Source organism: Photorhabdus stackebrandtii, assembly GCF_011189495.1.
GTDB lineage: Bacteria > Pseudomonadota > Gammaproteobacteria > Enterobacterales > Enterobacteriaceae > Photorhabdus > Photorhabdus khanii.
The window spans coordinates 1-16,930 of record NZ_PUJV01000009.1 but is presented as its reverse complement, the minus strand read 5'-3'; the positions used below and the strand labels follow the sequence as shown (position 1 = coordinate 16,930).

Here is a 16,930-nt window from a genome sequence, read left to right as displayed (position 1 = left end):
AATTCCCGTTAATTGTTTGTAACATGAATATTGAAAGAAAAGAAGAAAATAACGGCGATGCGCTGCGTTCAATGTATCGCCAGAGTATAGAATTTCAGCCTGGGTTGCCGAATGATGCAACTCTGGCTGAACGTATTATGTGGGAGGCGAACCCTAACGATTATGCATGGCGGCATCAATATCTTGAGGATGTGCCGCCTTCACTGGCGATCTACCTTGCAACACGTTACGCCAACATTTTCAATCAATCTGGTCGCCGCCGGGCTAATGCGTTTTTACGTCAGTTCTGCGAGAACGTATTACCACGGTTAAAATTGGTCAATGAACAATACCAGTTCCAGCATATTGTATCTGGTGTTATGCCGTTCCCGTTTATTGAATCGCTGGAACAATTGCCAACATTAGGACGTAAAGAAATAAAACAGCTTGCGCATGAGGTTGCGCGGTTTATGGCTGAGAGTTACGACCAATATGTTGAACAGGCCCTACAGAATGAGCAGGACGCTTGCCGTAGATTAATTCATGTCTATACCCGTTTGGCTAAATTGACACAGCAAGCGGGAACGATAGCCCCATATTGGCAGCAATTTGTAAAAGGTCGAATTAAACCGACAGAAGATCAATTATGTGCCGGATTGCTGCGCATGATGTCAGATCAATGGTGGTACATCCGTTTAAAGCGGATACGTGATATGCGTGCCGAACATATTGCAATTGCTGTCGGACAGGTGCAGAAAGCTGTTTCATCCTATGTTTCACGTCAGACTTTGAGCGAATGGGCAGAGCAGAAGCGGCTAAATTGGGAGTTTCTGCAATCGTTCGATTTAGAAAACGAAGATGGAGAGCGAATTTCGTTAAGCGATAAGGTCTTGGGCAGCATTGCGAACCCTGCCGTCCGTCGTTGTGAACTTATGATCCGTCAGCGTGGTTTTGAGGACTTGGCTAACGAAATGGGCTGTGTAGGAGATTTTTATACTATTACAGCACCTTCTAAATATCACTCTGTACATAGTGGTGGCGGTTTTGTGAAAAACTGGAACGGTGCGACCCCAAGGGATACACAGCGGTATTTGTGTAAGGTTTGGGCGAAAATTCGCGCTGCTTATTCTCGTGCGGGGATTAGTGTTTTTGGTTTCCGTGTTGTTGAACCGCATCATGACGGTACACCGCATTGGCATCTGTTGTTATTTATGCTGCCTGAGCACGTCGAAGGAATGCGGGAAATTGTGCAGAAGTACGCAACCCAAGAAGATGCACACGAGTTGAAAAGCGAAGAAGCACAGAACGCTCGATTTTTTGTTAAGCGGATAGATCCAGAAAAGGGCAGTGCAACGGGCTATATCGCCAAATATATTTCAAAAAACATCGACGGGTACGCACTTGACGGTGAAATTGACAGTGAGACAGGGCACAACCTCAAGGATATGTCCCGCTCTGTTTCTGCATGGGCGAGCCGTTGGCGCATCCGTCAGTTTCAGCAGATTGGCGGTGCTCCGGTTTCTGTCTGGCGCGAACTGCGTCGTCTGCGTGGTGATGAGCAAATTTTGCCTGATCAGGATATGGATAACGTGCGCTTTGCCGCAGATGTTGGCAACTGGTCAGCCTATACCGAGTTTCAGGGCGGTGCGCTGGTTGCACGGAAGGATTTAACCGTGCGTCTCTCGTATGAGATCACAGAACAAGGTAATGCCTACGGTGAGGGCGTGCAACGCATTTCAGGTATTTACTCGCCCCGTTTGGGCGAGTCCTCTTCTTTTGTTACCCGTACTGTTAAATGGAACATTGTTCCTAAATTCAGCGCTGTACCTACGGGCGAGGGTTTGGTTTTTTCTTCCTCTTGGAGTTCTGTCAATAACTGTACGGAGGCACGAAGTATGGTCAGAAAAGGGAATGATCTGTGTTTAGAAGAGGTTCATCATAGTTGGTATCAGATGAGTGATGACGAAAAAATACGGCGGGTCTATGAATCAGCTAGCTTGCACGGTTTAGAGATGAGCCATGCTCTGGCTCGTTCATTACTGAGGGGGAGTAGCATAGTCGTAGATGGACAACGTTATTGTTTATCTATGTTCGGTCATCTACATAAAGTTAAAAAAACGCATACTGAAATAACAAAAATGATAATGAGTAGGTTAAGTGAAAATTTGGGTATCAAGATTGATACTAATGAAATAGTTCGTGACCCCAAAGGCCATTATCTGAACATGTTGAAGAAAATGGAATCAGAAACGATAGAAATCACATAACACGCTATTTCATAACAGAATTACTTCACTTGTTAATTATATTTATATATGCTGTATAAAAAAACAGTATTTTGGAGCTAAGAGGATAGTATGGTAGATTTTTTTGCTGGGTCAATTTCACTGGAACGAGTTGATTTGCTGTTACGCTTGGCTACTAATAGAGGTTGCAGTAATGATGAGCGTTATCAAGCTCTTATTTGGTGTTCAGAATTGACTACTCAATTAATTAAGCAATTTGATGAAAATGAAAAAGCCACTAAATAGTGGCTTGGCTCAAAGCTTGAATTAGGCAGTTCTAGTTTGCAATAAATCCAATGCCATTTGACGCTGTTGCGGGTTGAGGTTGTTAATCACAGTCTGCAACAGTTTATCACCCGTTTTTGCGCTGGGACTCAGCGTGTGTGAAAACGTCAAATTCATCACAAATGTATAACCACATTCAACATTGGAACACGCGCAATACAGATCAGCAATTTCACGGTGTTTTCGATTCGTTTTGCGAATAACCGCTTTAGCGCCACATTCAGGGCAGATTATTTTTAATACGCGCATGTTCCTCATTCCCAACGTATCCATTTTCGGTAATTTTACCTATTTTTTGCACATTTTGCACACGAACTTACGCGATCTTGTTTAAAACGGATATGTAATATTTCAGGTATATCATGCGTGTTTATCGCATTCATGAACATATTTTGGACGGGGATAACTTCATCCTGGCGATAGACCTCACGGGCTTTTTCAGGATCACCCAACCCGCCGACATTGGTCGGGATAATGCCAGCCAGTCCCGCCGGGAATCGGTGAGCGGTCAGCACATCTTGCGAGCTGATATTTTTGACGTTGGCAAATTCATCGTTGGCTGAAATATCACCCACCGGAATAAATTTAATGCCGTCAGGGTCGCCGTTGGGAATGTTTACGAACAGGGTTTCAAAGTTGCCAATGCCTTTGCTTTGGTGTAGTTTGCGTATGATCTCCTCTTCGGTCTCATCAGAGATATTCGGGTCGTTGGTGTAAATAATACCGCCAGTGTGGGCGCCATTGTGGTAATAACGACGACGGAAAATGGTGGCTTCAGCGTTGAGCAGGGCGGCATGAATACCGCCAATATAATCCGGCAATCCGTAAACTTGCTGTTGCGGGTCATACTGCTTGATGAAAATCACTTCTTCCGGTGAGTAAACCAAGGGTTCACCCGCCTGTAATACCACAAAATCCCCATCCTTGCGGCGGCGCAGGTATAGCGAGGGCAAGACCTCCAGTGCGACCACATCACCCCAGAAGTTACGGACTTTCAGGATCGCTACGTCACCGAAAATTAGGAAGTTAATTACAGCGGACTTGAATTGCTCATGGCTTACTCCGCCTCGAACGCCGAAATAGTCCGAGGCAATCATATTGTGACGAGCATAGAGTACACCGCCGTGTTGACCGTTCATGTTGGTCAGTTGTGCCAGGGCCAACCGGTCAATCGGTAGTGTGTAATGGTCATAGTCATTGTCATACCCGATATTTTGATAATCCGTCCTGGTGGTGAGTATCGGTTCAGGTTTGCCTAACGTGATTAAGCTCATTTGCCGTTGACGGTGGTTTGTGCGTGGGGAATGTGCACGGGTTTTCCTTAATTTTTTCTTCATTATGCAGCCTTGGCAAATGTGTATTTAGAGGTGCGTTTCTTGTCGTAATTTAACGGCTCATTTATCAGGGCATGAGCGATTGCCCAGAACACGTCAGCGTGTCCGGTTTCCCGCGAACGGTCAGCGACAAAGGTCATGCTGCCGCCTTTTTTCGTCGTGGTGTGTCGAATAGCCAGAAATGAGGCCAGAATTTCTTTTTGTTCTACATCCCATTCGATACGCTCCTCACTGACCACATCAATCATTTTCATGACCAGTTGGTTTTTGCTTTGCGGGTTGTAGTGGATAGCGTGGGTTTGTCGGGGGGCGAAGTCCTGCACCATTTCATAGATACCGTGACCAATCCCCGTGGTATCAATACCGATATGAGTAAATTTGTAGCGCTTGCAGAGATCTTCAATCAGTTTCGCTTGGTGTTTCCAGTTCATGCCTTGCCAGTAGAACGTTGCCAATACCCGAAAAACTTCGGGCGCCATCATGGGCGGGGCAACAATGACAAAGGTTGAAGTATCGCCAGAACGGGCCGGGTCGAAGCCGCCCCAGACTTCGCGATCCCCGAAGGGACGCCGTGCGTTGGGATCGTGGTCTTCCCAGAGATGGATATCAGCGCCGCATTTTTCCAGTTGGTGATATTTGAAAACAGCGGCGCCGCTATCAACAAACACACACATATACAGCATGTTAAAGGTGTCTGGGTTATAGCGGTTCCGCAGTTTTTCAATGGATGCCAGGTTGAATCCGCCCTTAATGGCATCTTCCAGGGTAATGACGTAGCGCCATTGACCATCCGGGCAATCACGACCCCCGTCACGGAGTTCATTAAAAGAGGGAAATTCAATGTTCTTACGTTTGGGATCATTGCCGCGCCATTCGTCACCCATCCAAAATGGATAGGCGGGATGCGTTTTGGCGCTGGGGGTTGAAAAATAGGTGGTACGCCATTTGTCATGGGTTGCCATTGCGGAGGCAACTTCATTGAGGCGTTTAAAATCAGGCACCCAAAAATATTCGTCACAATACAAATGACCGGAATAGGATTGTGCCGTGTTTTTATTGGTTGATAAAAAACGCAGTTCGGCGCCGTTGCTGAGCCGAATAGGATTGCCTGTCAGCGTTACACCGAAGAAGCATTCAGCGATATTGACGATATACGAACGGAAAACTTCTGCCTGTGGTTTTGAGGCGGATAAGAATATTTGAGGATCGCCAGTTAACACGGCATTCTCGAATGCCTCAAAGGCGAAATACCAGGTCGCGCCAATTTGCCGACTTTTGAGAATATTTCTAATCTGTTTTGCCAGATTATTGCGCAAATGTTTTTGATAGCTGAAAAGCGTCTCATCGACAAATTTCTGGAAATCTTCTTTAGTCAGTGTCGAAATATCATTTTTACGATAGCGTTTCTTTTTCTTGGGTTCACCCTCACTGGATGGGATATAATCACCGCCTGATTTTTCTTGCGCCTTAATTTCGGCCAGCTTTTCTTTATGCTTATTTTCCTGTGCCATCAATTTCACATGATGGGCTATTAGTCGATCAAGTTCGTCCAATTCCAACGTGGTTTTATTATTGCGTTCACTGAGCACGGCAATCCGACGGTTAATGGCTTCGACAACACTTTCATGGCTGAGCATATCCGCCCAATGCCATTTTTCCGCCCAATAATAAATGATCCGCCGATTCGGCAGATTTAATTCATGGGCAATTTCTGCCGGAGTATATCGCCGCAGGTATAAAGAACGGGCGACACTTATGAGTTCATCAGAGTATTTAGCCATAGTAATCATATTATGCAGGGCTAGATTTATCCTGACGCTCATTCAATTTCTACCTGAATCGGTTATGGCGTTATATCCGAATTCATCAGAATTAAACCATTCGCAGCATTTTATTGAATCCGCAATACTGTATTTGATTCAAATGGAAGGAATTAAATATGTCTCAGTTAATGACTAACTGGATATGTATTGCCACGGAGGGCGACACGGTCGATGGCCGAGTGATGGAACCTCAATGGATTTTAGATGCGGCCGAACTCTATAACCCGGCGTTGTACACCGCCCGCATTTGGCCGGAACATGAGCGTGGGTTCGGGGCAATGGGCGAAGTGTTAGCCGTTAAAGCCGAACGAGATGATGATGGGGTTTTACGCTTATATGCGCAACTGCGACCCAATCATCATTTGTTACAGGCCAATCGAGAGGGACAATTACTGTTTACCTCTGTTGAACTTACGCCTGATGGTGATTTTCGCGGAACCGGCAAAACCTATCTGGAAGGACTGGCAGTGACTGACTCACCCGCCTGCGTGGGCACAACGCGTCTGCAATTTAAAAAAAGGAACCAACATCGTCGATTCGGTGCGTATAAGCCGCTGGTTATTGATGAGGTTAAACACATAAAGGATAACGACATGGCAAAGGCCAAAAAAGGATGGAAAAGCTTTTTTAATATTGAAGAACCAGAAGAAACTGAGCCAGCACCATCAAGTGATGATGCGTTGCAGGCGCTGGCCCAGGCGGTAGCCGATTTGGAAGCGCGAATTACCGCGCTTGAAGATAAACAGGAGTCCACCGAGCAAGAAGTCGCTGACGTTCAGGAAGATGTCGAGGCAATGAAAGCGGTTGTCGATACCGAAGAATTTGCGCGTTTACGTGACAGTTTGCCCGATATTCTAAAAAGGTTTAACAAATTGGACGGTATTGCTACCCGCTTACCCTCGCGTAACCCAAAAGGCGACAAAAACGAGCCTTTTAAATTTCTGTAATTCCATGATGGAAAAAGGCAAAGGGAAGAGCTATGCAACTGAATCATCGGGCACGGTCATTTTTACAGAAATATACGGCGGGATTAGCCCAAGACTATGGAGTAGAAGATATATCGCGTTACTTTGCGCTGGCTGACCCGAAGGAAATTGCCTTGCGCAGTGCGTTGTTGGAATCTGTGGAATTCCTCAGCATGATCACCTGTGCGGATGTGGATCACCTTTCCGGCCAGGTAGTGTCAGTCGGCAATCCTGGATTATTCACCGGGCGTAAAAAAGATGGCCGTTTTATGCGTAAAACCGGTGTTGACGGCAATAAATACAACTTGGTTGAAACCGATTCCGGCGCGGCGCTGAGATGGGACTTACTGTCCATTTGGGCGAACTCTGGCAATGAAAACGAATTCTTCCAACGAATGCAGGAATTTACTAATCAGTCATTTGCTCTGGATATGATCCGTATTGGATTTAATGGAAAAAGAGTGGCTGAGGACACTGACCCAGAAGCCAATCCGAATGGTGAAGATGTCAATAGGGGTTGGCATCAAATCGCCAAAGAGTGGAACGATGGCAAGCAGGTGATTATGACGCCTGTGAAACTGGACGAACATGGCGATTTTCGGTCATTGGATGCGATGGCATCAGACCTAATTAATACGTGTATTCCGCAACAATTTCGTCATGACCCACGTTTAATTGTATTAGTTGGGGCGGATTTGGTGGCAGCGGAACAGCATAGGTTGTATCAGGCGGCAGATAAACCGACCGAAAAGATTGCGGCACAGATGTTGAGTAGTTCCATCGCTGGCCGTCCGGCCATGATCCCGCCATTTATACCGGGTAAACGTATGACAGTCACTATGTTGCCGAATCTGCAAATTCTGACACAGCGTAATACTCGCCAGCGTAAGGCGGCGTTTGAGGATGACCGCAAGCAGTTCGAAAATAAATACTTACGCAATGAAGGCTATGCATTGGAAGAGCCGGAATTGTACGCGGCCTATGATGAAGATGCCGTAATTATCGGTACTGTGGCTGAACCTGCTGAAAAACTGGATACAGAATAATGCTGTCACCTGCTCAACGACACCGGGCAGCGGTTGAACTTCGCCAGAAACTGGCGAGGCAACAAGCGGTTACCATTGCAGAGGGGGCGAGTATGCACTTGCAAGCCCGCGCCATTGAGCAGGATATTAAGCGGTTACGTCAGTTGGCGTTAACGGCGGAACGGGTAGAGATGAAAAAGCGGGAATTGTTGCCTAATTATCTACCCACGGCGGAACGCTACATAGCCGAGGGGGAAATTTACCGAAACCCGATTTTTGCTTACTGTGTGATTTGGTTATTTGATATTGGGGATTTTGCCAAAGGATTGGATTGGGCGGATATTGCCATTGAGCAAGGGCAGCTCACCCCCGACAATTTTCGCAGTAGCTTTCCGGCCTTTGTGGCCGACACTGTTTTACTCTGGGCACAGGTGGAAGCCGACGCCGGGAATAGTGTTGAACCCTATTTTTCAAGGACATTCAACAATGTGACTGAAAAATGGCAAGTACACGAGAAAATCAAGGCGAAATACTACAAATTTGCTGCCTTAAACCGGCTAAAAGGGGATAACGCCGACATTAAGGCGAGTTCGGTTGATAGGTTGGATGTGCTGGAGCAGGCGGATATCTGGTTATCAAAAGCGCATCAGTGCAATCCAAAATCAGGGGTAAAAACTTATCGGCAACGGATTGCCGCCCGTCTACGGGCATTGACAACCCAATCGCTATACCAAGATAAACAATGACTACCGCAAGCCGGAGCGGGCGCGGTGGAGGCATGGCAGGGATTGCTTATGGTCGTGGAAACCGGACTGCCCGCTTTTTTATGGATGGGAGAGGCGAGATGTTTAGTGGCAACACCCTCGATTATCGGGATGAACCGTTGACCAATGACGGTTTTTGGCCGGATTTGAACTTACGGGAATTTCAGGTTAATCGCAATATTCCGGCTGACTTAGATAATGACCTGTTAGCCCAGGCATTGCTGGCAAGTGCCGCTGAAATCAATCTTGACTTACAGCGTCTGAAAGTCCGATTGCAGGCAAAAGGCTATCAGAAAGCCGCAGATGTGCCAGGCATGGCTATCAATGGCGTTAATGCGTTAGTCGGTCAGTATAAAAAGGCTGTTTATGCCAGGGCAAAAGCGGATCTGTTGGGGGAATACACGGCTATTGTCAGTCGTGCCCCTCATCCGTCACAAGAAAGTCCTGAACTGCGTCCCCGTTTATTAGCGGAAGCGGCTTTTGTTATCCGCAATATGAAGGGATACGGGCGTACAACGGTACGCATGATATGAGCAAATTACATCATTTAACGGCATTTTTGCGGGAAAACCTGCCAGAACGTCTCTGTAAGATAGAATTTACCAGTGAAATGGATGAAATTCGTTTTATTCCTGCGCAACGGGATTTAGGTCTGGGGCAATACCAGATGTTTATCCAGCAGTATGAGGCGGTGATTGCTTGGGGGCGTTTCCCATACCGAGAGTTTGATCCGCGATATGTCCCATTGTTAATAGAGGTGTGGCTGACTGGGCAGGGCAATGATTTAGGGGATGCCAATTTGGAGCCGGAACGGCCAGCGATGACCGTTGACGTGGATGAAGAAACCGCTGTGGTTGTGGTGTCGTTGTCACTGTCAGAGCCTGTTGTCATGCGTGAAGATAAAAACGGCATCATCCCCTTTGAGGGTAAGCGCTGGAGGCTGGCTGATACTGAAATCTGGTTTGCTGAAAATGGGGTTGTGCATGGTGTGAATGAGTCAGGCGCACCCGTTGGACAAAGACAATAATGATAAATGGTCAGTTAAACCGAAATCAGCTTAAGGCACTGCAAAACGCACTGAGTGACCTTGAGCTACTCCCGAAAAAGCGCCAACGGCTGTTATGGCGGATGGCGAAATACGGGGTGATTCAGGCGGCAAAACGCCATGTGCGTCATCAGCAATCCCCGGATGGCGGGCAATGGACTGCCAGAAAAAGTCCGTGGCGCAAGAAGATGCTCAGGAATATGCCGAAGTTGCTGCATATCCGGGAAATGCCGGAAAGGGATGCTGTACGCATTTACCTGCAAGGCGGACATTACCGGAACGGAAAACAGCAGGTTCCTGCGGGTGTGGTGGGGTATGCACAGCAAAACGGGATGCGTGTTCAGGTCAGTCGGCGGCAGGTGCAAAAGCGAGTTGACCGTGAGCGTATGGCGACTATCAAACAGGCGAAAAAATTGCGGGATTTGGGTTATCAGGTCAGAAAGGGTCAACGCTGGCGTAAGCCCCCGATAAAGGAAATTACCGCCAAGATGACATTTATTCAGGCAGGGACATTGATCCGTGAACTGAACGGCGAGGCGGTAAAAAATTCATGGTCGTTTGACGTTCCCGCGCGGGAATTCTTAGGCATGAATGATGAAGCGTTTAGCCGGGCGCTGGCTCGCCAGTTACAAGGTATTGGATACGGCGCAGGTTAGTGCATTAATAAGGGATTAAATTATGTGGCCACATGTTCAGGTTAACCAGGTTAACCAACTGCAAGGCGAAACCAGGGAAATTGAGCGAGTCTTGCTTTTCGTTGGGACGGGAAAAACCAACGTAGGTAAAACTATTGCGGTTAATACCCAGACGGACTTTGATGCTGTACTGGGAGCGGCACAAACCGTCCTCAAACGTCACGTACTGGCAGCGATGGCAAATGCGGGGCAAAACTGGTCTGGGTATGTCCATGTATTGCCGGAATCGGCGGATGAATTGGCGTTTGTTGAGGCGGTGACGTCGGCGCAGCGTATAGCCAGTGTTGAGGGCTATACGCTGACGGTCGGCGCAACCAAAGCCATGATTAAGGCAGCGCAAACTTTGCGAGCCAACACGATGGCTAAATTTGGCCGCTGGCAGTGGGCCATTCTGGCGGTTGATGGCGCACAGGCGAAAGAGACTTGGGTGGATTATGTCACCCGTTTGGCCGAGCTACAAAAGGGCGAAGCTGTGGCATCGGTGCAACTGGTGCCGTGCCTATGGGGCAATGAGGCGGGAGTATTGGCCGGGCGTTTATGTAACCGCGCCGTCACCGTGGCGGACAGTCCCGCACGGGTACAAACCGGGGCATTGGTGGATTTGGGTTCAACCGATTTCCCGAAAGATGGCACAGGCCAGCCGATGGATCTGGCAACCTTGCAAGCCTTGGAAAAACTGCGTTTCAGTGTGCCGATGTGGTATCCCGATTATGACGGCATGTATTGGTCAGATGGTCGCACATTGGACGTAGAAGGCGGAGACTGCCAGAGTATCGAAAACTTGCGGGTTGTTGATAAAGTCGCGCGTCGAGTACGTTTGCAGGCTATCGCTAAAATTGCCGACCGTAGCTTAAACAGTACGCCGGGCAGTATCGCAACGCATCAGGCATACTTCGCCCGTACCTTGCGTGAAATGTCGCGCAGTACTGAAATTAACGGGGTCACTTTCCCCGGCGAGGTGAAATCCCCGAAAGATGGCGATGTGGTGATTACATGGCGCAATAAAAACACGGTGGAAATTTATATCACTATCCGCACTTACGAATGTCCGAAAGGGATCTCTGTCAGTCTGTTGCTAGATAGCAGTCTGGAGAAAATCGCATGAGCAAAAGGATTTCAGGCCAGTCGGTTGATTTTAATATGGATGGGGATCTGGTTCATGCGGAAAAGGTCAGTTTGTCTATTACTGATAACACCGCCGCCGCCCAAACGCAGGGTGTGCCGGATGGTTACCTCTCCGGTGATGTAGCGGCAGAGGGTGAAATTGAACTCAGCACCAAATATCTGGATATCGTCACTGCTAAAGCGCGCGCGGCGGGTTCATGGCGAGGCATTAAGCTCGTTGATTTGATGTGGTATGCCAAAGCAGGCAATGAAGAAATAAAGGTTGAAGCCTACGGCTGCAAACTCATCATTAGCGACATTCTGGACGTTGATCCTAAAGGCGGTAGTGTGATGACCCACAAAGTGAAATTCGTGGTGACCAGCCCCGATTTTGTGCGCATTAATGGTATTCCCTATCTGGAAGCAGAACTGACGCAAAGCCTAATTGGATAAGAGGCGCTCATGGAAGAGCACGAAAAGACATTTGTTACGTTGGTATTGTTGGGGGCACTTATCGCAATAGGAAAAATGCTCACAAGCAACGAACCGATCACCTTACGACTGTTTCTTGGTCGGATTATCTTAGGGTCGGCGGTGTCGGTGATAGCGGGGGTATTGTTGATTTGGTGGCCGGGTATCAGTCCGATAGCGGTTACAGGGATAGGCAGCGCATTAGGGATTGCTGGATATCAGTTAATTGAAGTCTGGTTACGTAAGCGCGGTAGCGTGTTGTTAACAGGGAAGTTAAAGAAATGACATTGAGTGAAAAACAACAGCTTTTTACCGTCTTGATCGCTCAACTGATTTTATGGGCAGATGAGCGCGGGTATCGCCTCACTTTGGGCGAGGCTTACCGTACACCAGAACAAGCCAAGTTGAACGCTCAGACAGGGAAAGGCATTGCTAATAGTCTGCATATTCAGCGACTGGCGATAGATCTGAATTTATTTATTCGGGGGGAGTATCAGACAAACAGTCATGCTTATTTACCGTTAGGAGAATATTGGGAATCCCTTGGCGGTACGTGGGGTGGACGATTTTCCCGACCGGACGGCAATCATTTCTCACTGGCGCATAATGGGGTGAAATGATGTTCAATGCCCGGACGCTGTATTTGACTTTCCTTGCCCTGGCGTTTTGTGCAGGTTGGCAGGTAAACCGCTATTACCGTGACAGTGTTGAACTGAAAATTATTCATGCCGTGGATGTCGCAGGGGAGAAAATCCAGCAGGAAATACAACAGATTTCCAGTGAATCCGCAAGGCAACTGGAATCTAAATTGGAGGGGATCGCTAATGCTGCCTCACGAGAAATTCGTACTGAGGTGGTCAAGCCTGTTTTTACTCATGTGTGCGTTAGCCCTGAGTTTGTCAGGATGTACAACGATACAGCCGCAAATATCGAGCGTACTCTATCAGGAAAACCAACTGAAAAAGTGCCAGGAAACGTTACCGCGACTGATGGGGATGACCGGAAATAATTTAGCCAATATCGTGATGGAGTATTCCACCTTATATGGCAATTGCGCCGCGCGGCATAATCAATTAGTGGATGAAATTAATAAAAGAAAGGAATTAACTCATGATCAAAGAAAATAAAATGATTACCTTAATGATTGGCGAAAATGAAATGACATTCGAGCCGAACATTATTGCCTATAACAGCATGATTAACGATATGACAATGGATAATAAGGTCGTGCCCATTGTTACCTATTTGCGTCGTATTGTTCAACCTGCGTTTAAATCCGCGTTGGATGAGTTATTACAAATCCCTGGTGCAGCGATGCAAATTGTTGAGAAGGTTAATTCGGAATATGCACCCAAACTGGAAATTGAAATAAAAAACTAAATACGCGGGTTAAATCCATTGATAACAGCCTGTTTGAACAAGCGCTAATATTGCGCCGTCATTATTTACCGAATGAGAACGATAATAAGGACAATTTAGCCCGTGCAATTTGGCTGGATAATCGTTATTGGGAAAATATGCGAATCGCCACCGCGAATGGTATTGCATTGGCATTAAAGGGTGAACCATGAGGCAATTAGATTTTACATTGAGCCTAATTGATAAACTGACACAACCGCTTGCCAGTGCGAAAGCGGCTGTTTCTGGGTTTGCCAAAGTATCACAAACAGCGTTTGAAAAAATTGCCGTCGGCGGCGCAGGGTTAGCGGGGACGTTCTGGTCAATTAAGGGAGTGCTTGATCCGGCTATTCAATGGGATGATGCGATGACAGAAGCATCACTTCAAGGGGTTGATAGTGGTGCGATGGCGAAAGTGGCTGCGGATGCCATGAAATTCAGTTCACTGTATGGCAAATCCTCTATTGAATTTGTGCAATCAACGGTGGAAATCAGTAAGAAGATGAGCGAACTGTCACAAAATGACTTACCGCAGATGACTCACATTGCCAATATCACCGCTGCCGCCCTGAAATCCAGCGCAACAGAGACGGCCAAATATATGGGGCAGATGTTTTCGAATTTCTCCAGCCATGCCAAAGCCGTGGGAAATATTCAATTTGCTGAGGCACTGGCGGGAAAAGCTATCATCATGTCGAAAACATTTGGCGCCAGTCTGGATGAAATCGCGGATTTGATGGAGGGGGCACGTGCAGCCGGAACGCATTTCGGGGTAGGCATTGATGAACAATTGGCGGTATTGGGAGAATTGCACCGTGCATTGGGTACAGAGTCCAGTAGTGTTTATGAATCGTTTTTGACCGATGCCGTTGAGGGCGCGAAGAAACTCAGTATCAGCTTTGTTAATGCGTCCGGTCATATGTTAACCCTGCCGGAAATGCTGGAAAAGCTACAGGCCAAATATGGCAAGAACATTGAGGGCAATCTCAAGGCACAAAAGGAAATTGAGGAAGCGTTTGGCGATTCTGCCATTGTCGTAAAACAATTGTATGGCAATGTGGATAGACTGCGTAAGACTATTTCGGCATTAGGGGCCAATGATGGCCTGAAACGTGCTCGCGAAATGGCCGAGCGGATGGCGAACCCGTGGGAACGGTTACACGCTATTTGGCAGAATATCCGTATCGCCGTCGGTTTAACATTGCTCCCGGTGATCTCTTCACTGGTCAATAGGCTTGCCAATGCCAGTCAATTACTGGGGCGCTGGCTGAAATTGTTTCCGAATATCGCCCGTTGGGTCGGTTATATCACCATCGGTATTCTGAGTTTTGCCGCTGCGGGGGCTGCCGCCAATGTCGTGATGGGCGTGTCTAAATTTATTTGGATTGGCCTTAAGGGGATTTGGGCAGCCTGTACTTTGAGCTTGAAATTGGGCGCGGCGGCAGTATGGCTCTATAACGCTGCCATTACCGTATGGAACGTTACGCTAAGAGTTTTGCGGGGTGTTCTGTTGGCAGTCAGGATTGCGGCAATGTCGGCGGGTGTCTCTTTCACCTTGATGAGCTGGCCGATATTGCTGATTATTGCCGTTATCGCTTTGCTCGCTTACGGCATTTATAAGCTGATCCAGCATTGGGACGAAATTAAAGCCACCATGATGAACACCACGGCATTTAAGATTGTGGCGGCTTATGTGAAATGGGTCGGCGGGATATTTAGTGCGGTCTGGGATGGGATCGCGGAGGGTTGGAATAATCTGTGTAACGGGTTTAGCCGTTTTTCACTGGCAGATACCTTTTCGGGCATTGTGGATAGCATTGGCAATATTTTTGGCGGCTTATGGGATTGGCTGATGGAGTCGTTTAGCGATACCTATAATTGGATTGTCGATAAATTAAATGGTATTCCCGGTATCAATATTGAAACCCAGGCCATTGAAAAAACCGTTGCTGAACCAATGGGAAAAGCGGCGATTCCTGAGAGGGGTATTGATGGGAATAGCCAGAAAATCATTTTTCAGCCCAGTGAGGTATTACGGGGACAATCTCAAATGGTTCAGCCTGGTAAGGTTGTTAAACTGTCTAAAACGCAGAGTGTATTAACGGGCGGGAAAAAGCAGGGCATTAATAAAAATGGTCTGCTCAAAGAAGTGACAACCCACTCACAGACTATCAATGATAACAGCCGCCGCATTGAAAATGTGACGTTGAATATTTCCAACGGCATGACACCTGAGCAATTAACGGAATGGGAGCACGTGGCATATGGATGAGCCGAAATACATTGATTTGTTCATTAACGAGCGCAATTTCACACTCAATTCAGGGAATGAACCACGTTTCTGTCATAACCGTGTTTCCATCGGTCAGGATTGTGTGCACGCCATTATTGAAAGTGGTCTGGCAACGAAACTTATTGCCGAACGCAGTCCAACACTACGGGCAGACATTCGCACACAGATAGAAATTCTGGTCGAAGACGACGAGCGAATTATTCCAGGGACGATCATCATTAATGAAGAATCACCGACTAAATTATGGATATTCGCCGAAACTTACGAGTTTGGCCGTATCAACGTGAGTGTGGGCAATGGAAACTAAACCGACGATTGATTACGAAAAGGTGTTACATGATGGCGGGATGCCGACCACCGAGGCCGAAATCAGTGCCGCCTTTGTTAAAGTTGTGGATGAGGCAGGGCTTGTCACTAACACGTCGAAAATGTCTCCGTTTTGGCGGCTGATTAACACCCTAGTGACGCGCCCTGTGTTATGGCTGAAAGCGGCGTTAATCAATGTCACCTTAAAAAATATGTATTTGGCGACCGCATCCGGCACATGGCTGGATATGTTTGCGTGGGGCGTCAACCTGAAACGTAAACCCGCATCCGCTGCGCAGGGTGCGCTCCGCTTCTATAAAACCGCAGGGGCATCGATGGTGACCGTGCCCGCCGGAACGGTGATCCAGACTGAACGTATTAATGGCGAAATCTATCGCGTCAGCACCACGGAAAGCGTGGTCATTGCGGAGGGGGTCACCAGTGTCTTACTGCCTGTAACCGCAGAGACCGCAGGGGGAGCATTCAACCTTGCGCCCGGCTATTTTCGTCTCTTGCCCGTGTCCGTATCCGGTATTGAAAGCGTGCAAAATGAGGAAGGTTGGTTATTAACACCCGGCGCAGATGCGGAATCTGACGATGATTTGCGTGATCGTTGCCGGAATCAATATAACCTTGTGGGTAACTATCACACGGACGCAGTTTACCGCGGCATGATTGCCAGTGTTGTAGGCTTAAGTATCGACCGCATTTTTTTCCTGCATGATGCGCCTCGTGGCGCCGGAACGGCAAACGCCTATTTGTTACTGGATTCGGGCGTCATCAGCCAGCCCTTTATTGACGTAGTGAACGATTACATCACCCATCGGGGACATCATGGGCATGGTGATGATATGCAGTGTTTACCGCTGCCGGAAACACATCACGCGCTGACGGTGACGCTATTTGTCGAGAACGTGGCGAACTACAGCCAGGAACAAATCGTCGCTTTGAAAATGGATGTAGGAAACCTTATCCGCTGTGCTTTTCGGGAAAATACCGAATATCACGTGAAAAAAACATGGCCGTATGCCTAATGCTTGTCAGTTAAGATAATTAACCTGAGATTTGCTTAAGAAGGGAACTAAGTGCCTGAGGCACGATCAAAGTTTTTGTCAAAGAAAACAAAATCGTGGAGCTCCTCAGGCATGTCTAATTTAG

General features: G+C 47.5%; 21 protein-coding genes. 18 read left to right on the top strand and 3 right to left on the bottom strand.

Annotated features, from left to right (window positions below; genetic code table 11):
• The first annotated feature begins 23 nt into the window (after positions 1 to 23).
• Entirely contained in the window at positions 24 to 2,246 is a 2,223-nt protein-coding gene (locus C5470_RS09695; RefSeq protein ID WP_166288260.1) for a replication endonuclease, read from the top strand.
• A 90-nt stretch (positions 2,247 to 2,336) separates the two neighbouring features.
• A complete protein-coding gene (locus C5470_RS09690; RefSeq protein ID WP_166288257.1) occupies positions 2,337 to 2,510 on the top strand; it encodes a hypothetical protein in 174 nt (57 codons plus the stop codon).
• A 21-nt stretch (positions 2,511 to 2,531) separates the two neighbouring features.
• Here C5470_RS09690 and C5470_RS09685 read toward each other — a convergent pair whose 3' ends face one another.
• The 3 genes from C5470_RS09685 to C5470_RS09675 are packed head-to-tail and all read right to left on the bottom strand — an operon-like array spanning position 2,532 to position 5,664.
• Positions 2,532 to 2,798, bottom strand: coding sequence for an Ogr/Delta-like zinc finger protein (locus C5470_RS09685; RefSeq protein WP_166288254.1), 267 nt, complete (start codon positions 2,796 to 2,798; stop codon positions 2,532 to 2,534).
• A gap of 35 nt (positions 2,799 to 2,833) precedes the next feature.
• On the bottom strand, positions 2,834 to 3,886 hold the full coding sequence (locus C5470_RS09680; protein WP_166288251.1) for a phage portal protein: 1,053 nt from the start codon (positions 3,884 to 3,886) through the stop codon (positions 2,834 to 2,836).
• Positions 3,886 to 5,664 carry a terminase large subunit domain-containing protein gene (locus C5470_RS09675; protein WP_166288248.1) on the bottom strand — a complete coding sequence of 593 codons (1,779 nt, stop codon included), beginning with the start codon at positions 5,662 to 5,664 and terminating at the stop codon, positions 3,886 to 3,888. Before C5470_RS09675 ends, C5470_RS09680 begins: the two co-directional genes overlap by 1 nt.
• Positions 5,665 to 5,822: 158 nt before the next feature.
• Between C5470_RS09675 and C5470_RS09670 the strand changes: the two genes are divergently transcribed.
• From C5470_RS09670 to C5470_RS09595, 16 genes are all read left to right on the top strand, one after another.
• Positions 5,823 to 6,653 carry a GPO family capsid scaffolding protein gene (locus tag C5470_RS09670; RefSeq protein ID WP_166288245.1) on the top strand — a complete coding sequence of 277 codons (831 nt, stop codon included), beginning with the start codon at positions 5,823 to 5,825 and terminating at the stop codon, positions 6,651 to 6,653.
• A gap of 32 nt (positions 6,654 to 6,685) precedes the next feature.
• A complete protein-coding gene (locus C5470_RS09665) occupies positions 6,686 to 7,717 on the top strand; it encodes a phage major capsid protein, P2 family (protein ID WP_166288242.1) in 1,032 nt (343 codons plus the stop codon).
• Positions 7,717 to 8,442: a phage terminase small subunit gene (gene gpM / locus C5470_RS09660; RefSeq protein WP_166288239.1), complete on the top strand. Its 726-nt coding sequence runs from the start codon at positions 7,717 to 7,719 to the stop codon at positions 8,440 to 8,442. Before C5470_RS09665 ends, gpM begins: the two co-directional genes overlap by 1 nt.
• A gap of 98 nt (positions 8,443 to 8,540) precedes the next feature.
• Positions 8,541 to 8,993, top strand: a complete 453-nt coding sequence (locus C5470_RS09655; RefSeq protein WP_146747930.1) for a head completion/stabilization protein — start codon at positions 8,541 to 8,543, stop codon at positions 8,991 to 8,993.
• The gene (locus C5470_RS09650; RefSeq protein WP_166288236.1) at positions 8,990 to 9,487 is read left to right on the top strand and encodes a phage tail protein; all 498 of its coding nucleotides are present in this window, start codon (positions 8,990 to 8,992) and stop codon (positions 9,485 to 9,487) included. The genes C5470_RS09655 and C5470_RS09650 overlap by 4 nt, the downstream gene beginning before the upstream one ends.
• Positions 9,484 to 10,161, top strand: a complete 678-nt coding sequence (locus C5470_RS09645; RefSeq protein WP_166288552.1) for a hypothetical protein — start codon at positions 9,484 to 9,486, stop codon at positions 10,159 to 10,161. Before C5470_RS09650 ends, C5470_RS09645 begins: the two co-directional genes overlap by 4 nt.
• A gap of 22 nt (positions 10,162 to 10,183) precedes the next feature.
• Positions 10,184 to 11,305 carry a DUF2586 domain-containing protein gene (locus C5470_RS09640; RefSeq protein ID WP_166288233.1) on the top strand — a complete coding sequence of 374 codons (1,122 nt, stop codon included), beginning with the start codon at positions 10,184 to 10,186 and terminating at the stop codon, positions 11,303 to 11,305.
• Positions 11,302 to 11,757: a phage protein gene (locus tag C5470_RS09635; protein ID WP_166288230.1), complete on the top strand. Its 456-nt coding sequence runs from the start codon at positions 11,302 to 11,304 to the stop codon at positions 11,755 to 11,757. The genes C5470_RS09640 and C5470_RS09635 overlap by 4 nt, the downstream gene beginning before the upstream one ends.
• Positions 11,758 to 11,766: 9 nt before the next feature.
• Positions 11,767 to 12,060 carry a phage holin family protein gene (locus tag C5470_RS09630; RefSeq protein ID WP_166288227.1) on the top strand — a complete coding sequence of 98 codons (294 nt, stop codon included), beginning with the start codon at positions 11,767 to 11,769 and terminating at the stop codon, positions 12,058 to 12,060.
• Entirely contained in the window at positions 12,057 to 12,395 is a 339-nt protein-coding gene (locus C5470_RS09625) for a M15 family metallopeptidase (protein WP_139654948.1), read from the top strand. The genes C5470_RS09630 and C5470_RS09625 overlap by 4 nt, the downstream gene beginning before the upstream one ends.
• Positions 12,392 to 12,784: a hypothetical protein gene (locus C5470_RS09620; protein WP_422631065.1), complete on the top strand. Its 393-nt coding sequence runs from the start codon at positions 12,392 to 12,394 to the stop codon at positions 12,782 to 12,784. The genes C5470_RS09625 and C5470_RS09620 overlap by 4 nt, the downstream gene beginning before the upstream one ends.
• 101 nt (positions 12,785 to 12,885) lie before the next feature.
• Positions 12,886 to 13,155: a putative phage tail assembly chaperone gene (locus C5470_RS09615; protein WP_166288224.1), complete on the top strand. Its 270-nt coding sequence runs from the start codon at positions 12,886 to 12,888 to the stop codon at positions 13,153 to 13,155.
• Between the two features lie 50 nt (positions 13,156 to 13,205).
• Positions 13,206 to 13,346 carry a DUF6890 family protein gene (locus C5470_RS09610; protein ID WP_157975293.1) on the top strand — a complete coding sequence of 47 codons (141 nt, stop codon included), beginning with the start codon at positions 13,206 to 13,208 and terminating at the stop codon, positions 13,344 to 13,346.
• Entirely contained in the window at positions 13,343 to 15,445 is a 2,103-nt protein-coding gene (locus C5470_RS09605) for a phage tail tape measure protein (RefSeq protein ID WP_166288221.1), read from the top strand. The genes C5470_RS09610 and C5470_RS09605 overlap by 4 nt, the downstream gene beginning before the upstream one ends.
• The gene (locus tag C5470_RS09600) at positions 15,438 to 15,773 is read left to right on the top strand and encodes a DUF2590 family protein (RefSeq protein WP_166288218.1); all 336 of its coding nucleotides are present in this window, start codon (positions 15,438 to 15,440) and stop codon (positions 15,771 to 15,773) included. Before C5470_RS09605 ends, C5470_RS09600 begins: the two co-directional genes overlap by 8 nt.
• The gene (locus tag C5470_RS09595; protein ID WP_166288215.1) at positions 15,763 to 16,806 is read left to right on the top strand and encodes a baseplate J/gp47 family protein; all 1,044 of its coding nucleotides are present in this window, start codon (positions 15,763 to 15,765) and stop codon (positions 16,804 to 16,806) included. Before C5470_RS09600 ends, C5470_RS09595 begins: the two co-directional genes overlap by 11 nt.
• Positions 16,807 to 16,930: the final 124 nt, after the last annotated feature.

Coding starts and splice junctions, on each gene's coding strand:
- C5470_RS09600 (WP_166288218.1), top strand. CDS start 15,438: ATGGATGAGCCGAAATACATTGATTTGTTCATTAACGAGCGCAATTTC.
- C5470_RS09685 (WP_166288254.1), bottom strand. CDS start 2,798: ATGCGCGTATTAAAAATAATCTGCCCTGAATGTGGCGCTAAAGCGGTT.
- C5470_RS09605 (WP_166288221.1), top strand. CDS start 13,343: ATGAGGCAATTAGATTTTACATTGAGCCTAATTGATAAACTGACACAA.
- C5470_RS09625 (WP_139654948.1), top strand. CDS start 12,057: ATGACATTGAGTGAAAAACAACAGCTTTTTACCGTCTTGATCGCTCAA.
- C5470_RS09635 (WP_166288230.1), top strand. CDS start 11,302: ATGAGCAAAAGGATTTCAGGCCAGTCGGTTGATTTTAATATGGATGGG.
- C5470_RS09695 (WP_166288260.1), top strand. CDS start 24: ATGAATATTGAAAGAAAAGAAGAAAATAACGGCGATGCGCTGCGTTCA.
- C5470_RS09670 (WP_166288245.1), top strand. CDS start 5,823: ATGTCTCAGTTAATGACTAACTGGATATGTATTGCCACGGAGGGCGAC.
- C5470_RS09680 (WP_166288251.1), bottom strand. CDS start 3,886: ATGAAGAAAAAATTAAGGAAAACCCGTGCACATTCCCCACGCACAAAC.
- C5470_RS09620 (WP_422631065.1), top strand. CDS start 12,392: ATGATGTTCAATGCCCGGACGCTGTATTTGACTTTCCTTGCCCTGGCG.
- C5470_RS09665 (WP_166288242.1), top strand. CDS start 6,686: ATGCAACTGAATCATCGGGCACGGTCATTTTTACAGAAATATACGGCG.
- C5470_RS09595 (WP_166288215.1), top strand. CDS start 15,763: ATGGAAACTAAACCGACGATTGATTACGAAAAGGTGTTACATGATGGC.
- gpM (WP_166288239.1), top strand. CDS start 7,717: ATGCTGTCACCTGCTCAACGACACCGGGCAGCGGTTGAACTTCGCCAG.
- C5470_RS09655 (WP_146747930.1), top strand. CDS start 8,541: ATGTTTAGTGGCAACACCCTCGATTATCGGGATGAACCGTTGACCAAT.
- C5470_RS09640 (WP_166288233.1), top strand. CDS start 10,184: ATGTGGCCACATGTTCAGGTTAACCAGGTTAACCAACTGCAAGGCGAA.
- C5470_RS09650 (WP_166288236.1), top strand. CDS start 8,990: ATGAGCAAATTACATCATTTAACGGCATTTTTGCGGGAAAACCTGCCA.
- C5470_RS09630 (WP_166288227.1), top strand. CDS start 11,767: ATGGAAGAGCACGAAAAGACATTTGTTACGTTGGTATTGTTGGGGGCA.
- C5470_RS09615 (WP_166288224.1), top strand. CDS start 12,886: ATGATCAAAGAAAATAAAATGATTACCTTAATGATTGGCGAAAATGAA.
- C5470_RS09690 (WP_166288257.1), top strand. CDS start 2,337: ATGGTAGATTTTTTTGCTGGGTCAATTTCACTGGAACGAGTTGATTTG.
- C5470_RS09675 (WP_166288248.1), bottom strand. CDS start 5,664: ATGGCTAAATACTCTGATGAACTCATAAGTGTCGCCCGTTCTTTATAC.